Source organism: Agriterribacter humi (genome assembly GCF_009192765.1).
GTDB lineage: Bacteria > Bacteroidota > Bacteroidia > Chitinophagales > Chitinophagaceae > Agriterribacter > Agriterribacter humi.
In genome coordinates this window covers 49,302-61,238 of sequence record NZ_VOHQ01000017.1, presented here as the reverse complement: position 1 = coordinate 61,238, position 11,937 = coordinate 49,302, and the positions used below count along the sequence as shown (strand labels likewise).

4 protein-coding genes are annotated in these 11,937 nt (G+C 41.0%); all 4 read right to left on the bottom strand.

Annotated elements, in window-relative coordinates; all coding sequences use genetic code 11:
* Window positions 1–19: 19 nt before the first annotated feature.
* Window positions 20–616 carry a DJ-1/PfpI family protein gene (locus FRX45_RS20940; protein WP_152270441.1) on the bottom strand — a complete coding sequence of 199 codons (597 nt, stop codon included), beginning with the start codon at window positions 614–616 and terminating at the stop codon, window positions 20–22.
* A gap of 91 nt (window positions 617–707) precedes the next feature.
* Window positions 708–1,208, bottom strand: coding sequence for a transposase (locus FRX45_RS23400; protein ID WP_193311798.1), 501 nt, complete (start codon window positions 1,206–1,208; stop codon window positions 708–710).
* A gap of 653 nt (window positions 1,209–1,861) precedes the next feature.
* Window positions 1,862–10,945 carry an RHS repeat-associated core domain-containing protein gene (locus FRX45_RS20930; RefSeq protein ID WP_152270440.1) on the bottom strand — a complete coding sequence of 3,028 codons (9,084 nt, stop codon included), beginning with the start codon at window positions 10,943–10,945 and terminating at the stop codon, window positions 1,862–1,864.
* 207 nt (window positions 10,946–11,152) lie between these two features.
* On the bottom strand, window positions 11,153–11,881 hold the full coding sequence (locus FRX45_RS20925) for a hypothetical protein (RefSeq protein WP_152270439.1): 729 nt from the start codon (window positions 11,879–11,881) through the stop codon (window positions 11,153–11,155).
* Window positions 11,882–11,937 lie beyond the last annotated feature (56 nt).

Below are 11,937 nucleotides of genomic sequence, written 5' to 3'. Positions count from 1 at the left end.
GTTTCATTACTAAAATGAATCAGGCAATCACTGCTGAGGCTGTTTTAATGTTAATACCCAGCAACCGGTAAAACTCTTTTAAAATGGCGGGGTGGCCGGGCCATGCGGGTGAGGTGGTAAGGTTGCCATCTGTTACCGCTTCATTAACGGCCACTTCTTTATAGGTTCCGCCGGCGAGGGCGATATCGGGGCCAATGGCGGGATAAGCTGTAAGCGTTCTGTCTTGTAAAACCCCTGCCACTGTTAGTATTTGAATGCCATGACATATGGCTGCAACCGGCTTGCCCGTATCAAAAAAATGCCTGGTAATTTCGATTACTTTTTTATTCAAACGGATATATTCAGGGGCCCTGCCACCGCATACGTACAGTCCATCGTAATCTCCGGGGTTTACCTCACTAAAAGTTTTATTCAACTGGAAGTTGTGACCTCTCAGCTCTGCATAGGTTTGAAAGCCCACAAAATCATGGATGGCGGTAGCTACCGTATCGCCCGATTTTTTATCAGGACAAACAGCATCCACTTCGCAGCCCACCGACAGCAGGCTTTGAAAAGGTACCATTACTTCGTAATCTTCTACAAAGTCGCCGGCCAGCATTAAAATTTTCTTTGCCATAATGCTCAATATTTAATGATGTGAAGGAATAAAAATGTTTGTGTAAAGTTACCGAAACTGTGGTTTTACCGGGATGAAATTTATCCTTGTCCTATTCTGTAACAGAATTCACAACAATATATGTTCTCCCTATTTCTTCGCACGGGGGCTTCCATTGGATGAAACAGGAGAACCGATCTGTTTGCCCGCCAATAATTTTATAAGGTTCATCCGATGTAAAATTGATTCTCCGCAGCGTGCCTGGCTTGCCCACAAAGTCGGAAGGACACACTGCGTAGAAGGAATGCAACGTATCTACATCACCATCGCGTAATGGCAATGTTCCATCCAAAAAAATGATACCATGCATATGGTTAGGCATAACCTGGAAAACATCTAATGCCGCATTAGAAAAATGCTGCGGAATATCGTACCAACAATCCTGAACAATTGCACCCATACCCGATAAATGCATTTTACCATCCTTACATTCTCCCAGGAAATGTGTTCTGTTTTTGGTGCATATGGTAATAAAATAGCTGCCTGCATTACGATAATCCCAGCCTTTGAGTCGGGCGGATCCGGAGCGATATTTATTGAGGTAGAGAGACATTGGTAAAAAACATCAGCCTCTAAAAAAGATCATCCTTCTTCCGGTTTGTAATAGTTGATTCATATTGTTATTGCCTTCAAGTTGACTCCAGCGCAAAGGCAATACATTTTGGTAGAATATTGATTTACCAATTGCAAGCACCACATCGTCCGGCAGTTGCACGAGGCTATAGAAGAGCATTTAAAAAAAACTACCAATTGGTTGGACCCAATGAATAAGTATGTGAGCCTCCCTCATTGTCTATGTATACGTAATAATCTATAGTTCCTTTTAATCCGAGGATTATATACCACGAATTCAGTTCCAAAAGCCCTATTTTCTTCCTTTCTTCCAAAGCATTCCAGCAAGAAGTCCACTTCCAATTTTCATCTTCTCTATCAAAATAAATCTTCGGACGATTAGCGCCTTGTATAGATGATTCTTCATAGCAGAAGCTTGAATCGATAATATAATCAGATAATTTAAACCTGTTGAAATTTTTAGCGAAAACAGAAATACTGCTATCTAGTAATTTTATTTTTGCAATCTGAAAGCCCTGGTACCCGCCATTTGACCACCCCGTGCTATAGATATAACTTCTTGTTATTGTCACGTTATTACCGCATGAGCAAAACAAACACAACCCGATTACAAGAAAACCCAATGAATATATATTATTTATCCTTTTTCGCATCACTAGTTTGTTCTTTTGTTGTCAAGAGAATTCCCAAATTAAACAGCCTTTCCTTTCGACGACCTTTATCGGAATTTATATAGGCTAATCTAACGCGCCAACTGTTCAATGATACCTTTGTGTTAGCATCAAGCTTATTGGGATCCAGATTATTTTCTTTCATATATTTTATCTTCCATTGTTTGTAGTCTGCAAGGATGCCGATAAATTTATTCTGGCTCATTGCGGACATAATTGTTTCGCCAGCTATCTTTTGGCCGATTAGCATCCGAAAAGGTATTGAATTCAAATACTGTTGTGTCTCTTCAACCATTTGCTTATCCGCAAATAAAGTCCTCGTGTCCTCCACCACATCATATGCCTGCAAACTTGCATAATTCATATCATGTCTTTTAGCAATAGCGTCAGATGCGTCAATTGGCCTCCATGAAAAATCATAATCTTTTGTCCCGGTTTTGGTAATTGAACCGTCCCCAGAATAAATACCGTGAGCTCCCAAAGAACTAATAAGTGAGTTTTGGGGTAAATTCCAACGTGGTTCTCTCGCTTGCATACCACTTTCGTAATAGTATTCATGTTTTACTCCTTTTCCTTCTGGGCCATAACCTGCAGAATTATACCAGTTTGCCGGGGTACCACCATGAGCCAATAATGTTTTTTCATCCATTTGATAGTACACAACATCCTTGGTTGATATAATTTGTTTATTTACATTTAAAATATGAATTCGTTTTACATATTCCAACCCATCCAGATCTACCCCATCAATAGGTCGGTTTGAAGCAAACTGGTACGGTGTAAGCTCAGGATATTTAGGTGTTAACGGATCAACCGATTTAAACCTCGCCAGCCTTGGATCGTAAATCCTGAACCCATAATCATATTGTACCGGGCTTTCTTTGTCGTGCTCCTTACCATTAAATCCATAACGATAATTGTTGCCACCCGTGAACGTTCTTCCCCGCCCGCCCCTGAAGGTTCGGGCAGGCATCATCATTCCAAACGGGTAATAATCCTGTGCGCTCACGACATCTGCTTCATAATAATCTATTGTTCCATCGCCTGCATCATGGGCTTTCTTTTTATCACTCGCCGTTGCCAGTACATTGCCCAGATGGTTGCTTAGTTCAAAGAACTTCTTGCCTCTTTCAAATATAATTAAATTGCCGCTGTTTCCATAACCCATATTAAGCGGCGGAGGTGGCGTTATGGAGAGGTCTTTGTTGGGATTGTATATACCTAAGCGGCTACTGCCATAGAGGTGCTGCTCGTTCAAAAATAATTTACTATCACTGTTGTTTATACCGTACACAGCCATTGTGTTACCGTTGGCATCGCGTACATACAGGGTAGTAGTGGCAGCGCCGTAGGTAGTTACTGTCTTGCTAATGCGATTTCCTGCTGCATCATAGGCAAAACCAATCTTTTCTCCATTGGTTTTGGTAATGCTTTTTATCTTTCCATATACCGTCCATTCTATTTTATCAATTCCTTCAGCCTTGTCTTTAATCAAATTACCAATTTCATCGTAATCATAATTGCCTGCCTGCTGATCATCTATATCTTCGGTATAGTTAGCAGAAGGCGCCCTGTCTTTTACGTGGTCTAATTTGTTATTGCCCGGCTGGTAATGGTATGCCAGATTATCCATTGCCACAGTTGAACCAAAGCCATTTCTGTTATAAGTGAGTATATTACCATTGGCATCGTAACTTATTCTTTCTTTATAATCCTGCACAGCAGTGAGCCCGTTGTCCCATATATTATTGCCGGCAAGATTTCCGTTATAGGCATCCATGCCTGTTATGCGATTAAGCTGGTCATACTGGTAATTGTACAACACCCCCATCCCCGCAAGAGGTGCAAGAAATACAGCCATACTGCTGATGCTGCCATTGTAAAGTGGCTTGTATGCATTGAGCGATTGTAGTTTTGTGCTTAACCCGATATAGGCATTTGGTGCGCTGATGGCGGTGTAGTCGTTGCCATAATAATGCAGATTGAAATGATAAGCGTCTCTTGCTACCAGTCTTTCTTCCGTAGCTGTACCGTTCACTCCTTTTAGCCAGCCCTGTAATGTGTAGGCATAATCAATGCCCTGTACCTGGTTTTCACCAACAACAGCCCGGCTTAATGGCCCGTGTTGGTAGTACTGGTAATGGGCATCATGTTCCCAATGTACTTCATCGGCGCTGGTAAATACATCGGTGAGGCGGTTTTCGGCATCATAACTATAGTGGTGAAAAAACGCATCGGGTTGCGCAATGTATTGTTTAGTAACGGGGTCGTACAACCTGGGTTGATAACTTATAGTGTTTACTTTACCACTGATAAGATCATACTGGTAAGTAATGCGTTTATAGCGGTTGCCCTGCTGCGCCAAAAGGCCTGCCGGTCCGTAATCCTGCAACAGGGTATCCACATTGCCTGCTATATCATAATGATAAAATGCAGCATAATCATAATTGTTTAAATCTCCGTCTGCGGCAAACACCGTAAATGCCACGCGATTCCGCAAGCTATTTTGGCGTATGATATAGGGAGAAAGATCTTTATGCAAATAGCTTTCCTTTGCCGGAATATCATAAAAAGTAGCTGTTATTTGTTTGCGGTTGGTATTGCTGTTCATCCAGTTTTGCAACTGAACTGGATTGCGGCTAATGCTGTTGTTCATTGCGGGACCGGCATTGTTGATTTGGCCTACTTCGGTTATGCGACCCAGGTAGTCGTAGCGGGTGTAGCTGTACCTCATCTGCCCCGGCGGACTAGCCCCCGGCCCGTCTCCACTGGTGGATAGGAGGATAGCCTGTTTAGCATTCTGACTTACAGCCAGCCTGCCGAGGCGGTCGTACCAAAACCTGCTTTCACCGGCATCAGGTGTTTTTTGATGCACTACCTGGTTGAGGGTATTGTAGCGATATTGTGTAGCTAACCCGTGATCAGGCACAACAACAGCATTTCCTGCACGTGCATTTTTTACAGCTTGTAACCAGTTTGCATCATAATTGGGATGAACACCTTTTGGCGGTATGGTTTTTACCAAACTACCCGTCTGGTCATAATAATACAAAGTATAATGATATTCACTTACCGGCTGCTGAACTATAAATCGCTCGTGTTGCGCCGCCTGCAGGCATTTCGTTATAAATGTTTGGGTAAATGCGCCACGCACCGAATCGCTGTACACGCTGTATCTTTCGTATCCGCGGCTTATGGCAAAGTCTATACTGTCGGCGCAGGGGGATTCGTTTCCTGCTTCCACAGTTATCTGTGAAACTGTGTTTTTCCCGCAAAGCAATAAGGCGGGATTAAATGAAGGTGGAACTATGCTGTCGCCACAAATGTTTAATGTAATGCCATTGGCTTTATACAATGAATCAATTTGACTAAAATTGTATGTTTCGCCGCATAGCCTGTTAAAGTACCTCGTAAATTTAGTGAAGCAATCCGCAGAAGGACACTGGTAGTTTTTCGCTTGCGAAGCCAGATTAGCAGTATCATTAAAGTCTTCATAAAGAATTAGTTCATCGTTAGTTCCATAAAGCTTCATCCAATCTAATTGAACATTTATTCCCTGTTGAAACTGAAGATAAGGTCCAATGATGTCAATATAACTTCTTCCATCTCTTGGAATTTTGAAAATTAAGTTTCCCTCATAATATACGCTAAATGTATCCTGTTTAGCAGACAGCTTAATAACGCGCCATTCCTGAAAATCTTTATAGCTAAAGGAAGTGTCATAATGTCTTACACCCCGTAATCTGTAGAATGATGCATTTGACCGGTTAGGTACAAAGTCGACAGCGAAATCTTCATCAATATCACTACTGTCAATATTGATGCTATGTGTATTGGTGCTAATCACTACATCGCCACCCTGGGATGCAGCAACGGGATTTTTTATTCTAACTTCAACTGCATATTCATTTTGTACACAAATATCTCTTATGCTTTTATAATTGATTGATGAATAATACAAAGGATCCGATCCTGTGGGCATGTGCAAAACGCCTGTGTCAACAATCATAGACAAATCGTTAGAGCGGACAGGCAGCCCGGTATGTATAGAAAGCCCCCCTGAACTCCAATAAACAGGAGGAAGCCCGGTATCAATGCCGCTATCATTGATAGAAGTATAGTTTTTTATATAAGAATCGGCTATGTGCATTAGTGAATCTTTGCGTGTGGAGCCATCTTCGCATACATTAAGGTGCTTGCCGCAGGTTTCAAAATATATCGAATCAATTTGCTCATAAGTATAACTGGTTCCTTTTTGCCCGTTATAATATTTTACAAAGGCTGCCTGGCAATCCGGCACAGGTTGCGAACAAACAAAAGACGGGCTAACCGCTGACCTTGTATCAGTGCTGTTAAAGTCATCAAAATAAACCGGCACATCATTACCATCATACACCCGAACCCAGTCGATCGCTGCCTGGTAATCTAAAAAAGCAAGTGTAAATGCCGGCCAATTTCTTAATAGCATATCCCCTGCCACATCTTTGATTAACCTGCCGTTATAATACACTTTAAAATGCGTAGGCGACATTGAAAATTTTATAACACTCCATTCTTTATAAATAATGTCGGGATCGTTATCCATTAATTCAAGTCCATTATAGATATTTACTATTGATGCATCAACAGTGCTTTTCGCATTTATATTCCTAAGGTAAAATCCGGGTTTTCCCGTTTCCTGCTTGTAAAGAACAAATCCTCCATTTCTATCGGTAAAATAAAACACATCGTCATTGGGTCTTAACACCTTTTTAAGCGACTTAAATCTGAATTCAATGGAATACCCGTTTTCCAGACAAAATGAGCCTGCTCTTCTGTGCTGAAAATATACCCAGTCGCGCCCGGTAGTATCTCGTATGGATTTAGGCCAGTGCAGGTATCCATCACTCACAATCTCATTTAAATCCTTAATAAGAGGTGGATCAAGTTCATTTGAATGACAAAAAGCTTCCACCCGGTATGGGTTCGCATCTTTGTTAAAACTCCTGATCATATTCCCCAGGCTGTCGCAATCATTCAAAATTTTTACCGAACAACTATCCATAAACGATAAATACTCCTGCACCCGTTTTGCAAATCCAAACCTTTTGTTCATATAATAAGTAAACAGTTCATTCTTTTTTTGTTGCTCATCTGTTGTTGCTTCAAACCCGGGTATTATATTGGGATAGTTGACGGCAAAAGCGTCAAAGCCTTCTTTAATCGCAACGCAGGGTATACAAACATTATCCACTCCGCATTGCAGCGCCGGTGGAAGATGAATGGGAGTAGAAATAAATTTACAGTCAATGGAACCAGAACAAAGATTCAGCAAAGTATCTAAAGCGCCGTCGCTCATGGTAGTATGCAGCGTTCGTTCAATATAGGCGGAAAAGTCAGGGTCGTTGTTTTCCTGTGTATATACGCTATGCAATTGTGTAATTTTTTCACATTCGCAGGGTTCGGGTTTGGTAATTACAGGTTTGTTGGCCAGCACCTGCGGCGTTGAATAGGGAGCAGGGAAATTGAGCAGGCTGCCATTGCAATCCAATACACCGATGGGTGTGGCGGGGTTAGCGTTGTTGTATATTTGCACGTAATGCGCCAGCACTTCATCAAAATCATTATAGGTATTGGTTGCATCAGGAGCTATGGAACTTGCACCCATTACATGTGTTTCATCGGTTCCCTTTGTACACACGGTTACCAGGTCGGCTAATAATTGCGCTTTATAAGGCATCAGTTTTTGAATATCACAGGGTGTAAGTTTTTGCCACCACAATTCGGCATAGCCTGCACATGAGCTTTGATCTGTATAGAAATTCTGCAATGCCGCATCTACGTCATCTTTGTTATTAATATCACTTATACCTGTGCCATTTTTTATGGCATCTGTATTATTGGTGAAATACGAATGGTATTTGGTTTCATCTATTACAGGAGTGGTTCCGGTAATGCCTTTTACCATGTCCAGTATCAATTCGTCTTTCCTGGATTTGTACATTGCCCGGAAAGCCCGCCATGCCATATCAAGGTCGGCCGCACAGCCCTGTGTGCCAAAAGGATTGGCAATTTGTTTTTGCAAACAAGCCAGGTCATCCTGGTCTGTGCAAAATCCCGCTATAGATGCTGCATTCCATATATCGGCTATATAGCCACCACCTACAGCAACCTGCTGCATGAAATTGTGCATTTGGTTTCGCAGGCTGCTATGCAAAACAAAAAATGGATCTGCATTACTGCTATTGCCGTTAAATATTGTAGCATACCTGTTGGTAAATGAAATATTATTTGTAGGATTGAGGAACCCCTTTTGCTGCGCCTGTACAAATGTTTCTGTTGTTATGAAATCCATATCCCAGTCGTAACTGGCGTTGCCTACTGCCGGCTGGTTATTAAACACCGCGGTTGTATTCAATATATTATACTGCATTCTTTCGGGATGCAGGTTATCCGCCAATGTTTCGGACCAGGAGGGTTGAAAATGTGATACAAATTCTTCGATGGTTAATTGTTGCGGTTTAAGCGTTTGCCAGTTACCGTTACGCAAAAGGGTAACTGTTGCAGAACTTCCGTCCTCATTTTTATAATTCAGCGAGGCAATGGTATAACGATAATTATTGTTGCCGGAACTGATGGGGCCGAAAATACCATTCTCGTAATATTCTTTATTGTCGCCGGTTCCTGTATAATCTTCAATATTGGCGTACTGGCCGTAAGGAGGGGTTACATCCTGGAGCATCAGCATACGCAAATTGTCCAAATAATTTTTTTGTTTGGCAGTGCCGCAAAGTTCTTCACACTGAGCTAATAATTTTGTATACGCGGTTATAGCTAATTGCCTGTCGGATGCAAGATTTTCGTTTAAGCCGTTATCTGTAATAAATTTATCAATAAATGCTTGTTGTGAAGTGCCTAATTGCTGCTCACAATTATAGCAGGGTGAAGCGCAATTATTGGTACTGTTTAAAAATATTTGTTTTTGTTCTTCCACAAAATCCTGTACGGTTTTGCAAAGATTACTACCGGCAAAAATTTCCTGGTAAGCTTGCAGCGCTTCATCACGAATAGTTAGTTTTTTAGTAACCGTATAACTGCCTTCCAGCAGTATTTTATCAAAATTTTTAGTAAACATTTCCGGAATACTGGCGCAATCCGTATCAATGCCGCCTATAACATCGGTATATATAAAAGGATTGCCACCAAATTGTTTGTTACCGCAATCATCGCTAATCGTAATTTCAATCGTATAAGAACAGGTATAGCATACGTCCGCATCTTTACAATCTCGGATGTTAACATTTTCAGGCAAAAGAGAGTAGCTGAATTTATGATTTCCCGTTTTTGCAACCAGCAATCCTTTACTGCTTTCAATAGTAAATCCCTTTACAACATTATTTGAAGCATCTGTAAGGGTTTTGGTAAGATAGCTATCCTGTTTAGAAGGGAGGTAGTCTAATTTTATATCCGCGGGTAAATCGCCGGCTAAAGCAGTAGCGATAGTGCGGCCATGCATATCCATATAGGATACACTGTATTGCCCGTTTGCATCTCTCACCATATTTTTAAAATAGTGGGACGCGTCACCGGTTTCCGTACCAAACAACGCATCTAATTCAACCTGGTCAGGATTGCCGTAATAATATTTTGTTTCATGACCGGTAGCCAACTGGTGGGCAGGCCCCACACCACTTTGCGCAGCTATACGGCCGGTATTGTCCTGTGTATACTTTGTTTCGGCGAAAGGAAAGCCTATAGCATCTGGAATGAGTTTATTATTTCCCTCCTCTTTCTGAGGGTTTTGAGATGAATAGTATTGCGCTGCACCTCCTTTTGAAGGATCCAGGGGGCCGGCGGTTCCGCTGCAATAGTCGCGGTTAGCCGAAAGCTTATCATAATTGTCTTTATAATATTCAATTGCGTTTAAAAAATTATTGAAATGTGGCGTATGCTTTATCAGTGTATTAATAGTAGGAGAGGGGAGCACCTGTATGGCGGGTCTTCCCTGGTAATCGTAAAATGTTTCCGCTACCACTGTTGTGTTTTCCGTATTGTCTTTAGTAACGGTTTGCCTGTTACGCAAACTGCCATCAAAATATTGCAACACGCTTTTGCGCTTGCCTTCTTCGGCAAAACTTGTTGACGCCTGCCAGTTGAGGTTTGGCTGATGACCAAAAATAAATTCAAATGAATTGTAATTGCTCCAGTTGGTTTCGGTACGTTGCCCCGAAGGCTTTACCTGCACAGAACGCACCCGAAAAATAAGCAAGCCATGTTTATCGTATAACAAGGGGATATTATAATGGTGCAGGGCGCTGTTTAGCGTAACGCGGGCTGCATTGTTTTTAAATACATTCGTCTCAAAATCTTCACTGCCGGGTATTCCATATACATCGGCCGCGTATGCCGGGTGGTCAATGTAAGTCCATTCCAGGTCATATTCATCTGCTCCTTCCGCAGGTTGCCAAAAAACCTTCAATTCATCGGCATCACTACCAGCGGGTTGTAAAAAGTTTATCTGCTGAACCTTGTTATCTTCACAATCAAATGTATATATCCTGTTTATCTGTAGCTCATTGGTAAGTTTTAAAGATGGAACCGGATCCCACCCTTCAGCATTTGTTGTAATGCTTACAACCTTTACTTTTACTTTCACTGCATTTTCAAATACAAAACTGTTTTTTGCATTGAATGATTTTCCCTGTGCGGTATCATAATTAATAACCAGGGTTTGATTGTCAACCAATGAATCTTCAGTATTGGGATTGCTTTTAAAACTAAAGTATAAACGATATACAATGGTAGCCTGGAAAGGTGACTTTAAAAATAGATGTGATGCTTCATCAATAGAAAATGTAATGATACTGCGGGTATATGTCTCTTCATACTTCTTAGGATTGCGTTGCAGATCTGCATAAAAATCCATATCCTGCACCTGAGCGAAAGAGCCGGATTTTAACTGACCCAGGCGGCCTTCAAGTGGTGAAATGACGGGTGGCTCATCCACGGCTCCGGCAGCAGACAGGAAAACCATTCCCAAAAGCGACATAAACAGGTGTCTTAGCATAAGCGCAAATGCTTTTTGAGTTAAACATTGGTCTTACTATCTCTCCATCTCTTTCGTTTTTATTCCTTAGTATTAAAAAAAGGATAAAATCAAATTCAACGGAGAGAATAGATCAGACCCGGTGTTGTTATTCATTTTGTAGTATATACAAACGTTCTTTATGATTAGTCTAAAGCATGCTCTCGGAAAATAGCTTGCTTTTACATTTCATTCAACGTATACATTGTTTACTACTGAATAACTATTATAGGTAGCAACGGATGCCCATTTATTGTTTTGTTTTTTTATAAACCTGGTGTAATCGAAAGTCATGTCTTTAAAAGCCGCGTTGCTATAAGCCGAAAACAGCACAGTTACAATGATGCCATTGGGTTTGCTTTTCCCCGCTTCATAGTTTTGCGTAGCCCTTTGTATATAACTTATTTTTTGAGGCCGGTATGTTTTTTTGTTATAAGTAATAATGCAGTAACTGTAGTATGATTCCGGTGTAAAATAAAAATGTAAGGTTCGAAGCGCTTTTTTATCTGAGAGCATTACAGAATCAATATTAGCGGCAATGAAAGCGGAATCCCAGTTGTCAATTACCAGTCTTCCTTTTTCAGTACTTGTAGTCGGATTAGTGAGCACGATCATTTTTTCATTATGATACACAGCCGCGTTCACACTGTCGTTTTGAATAAATTCCATCTTATCAATTTTGCAATAGTACTTGCTGCCTTTTATTTTTATATAAGCAGTAAGGGTGTCCAATATTTTTTTAGGAGCGGTCTCCATTGCATACTGGTATTGTATGGTAAAGCTGTTATAGCCCGAATCTGAATAGGAATTCCTGATTTTGAAAAGCTCTTCTGCTGCACGGTCGAAATGCTGGGTATAGCTATTACCTGTGAACAGCAATAACAATAAAACGATTGGTATTTTCGCGGTTAATGACATGGTATTTTTATTTTATTTTAGGTTATTCTCTTCTCATTCTGCTATGCAATACGGTC

Bases quoted from the DNA above. Each gene is read 5' to 3' on its own strand.
- FRX45_RS20940 (WP_152270441.1), bottom strand. From the start codon at position 616: ATGGCAAAGAAAATTTTAATGCTGGCCGGCGACTTTGTAGAAGATTAC.
- FRX45_RS23400 (WP_193311798.1), bottom strand. From the start codon at position 1,208: ATGTCTCTCTACCTCAATAAATATCGCTCCGGATCCGCCCGACTCAAA.
- FRX45_RS20930 (WP_152270440.1), bottom strand. From the start codon at position 10,945: ATGCTAAGACACCTGTTTATGTCGCTTTTGGGAATGGTTTTCCTGTCT.
- FRX45_RS20925 (WP_152270439.1), bottom strand. From the start codon at position 11,881: ATGTCATTAACCGCGAAAATACCAATCGTTTTATTGTTATTGCTGTTC.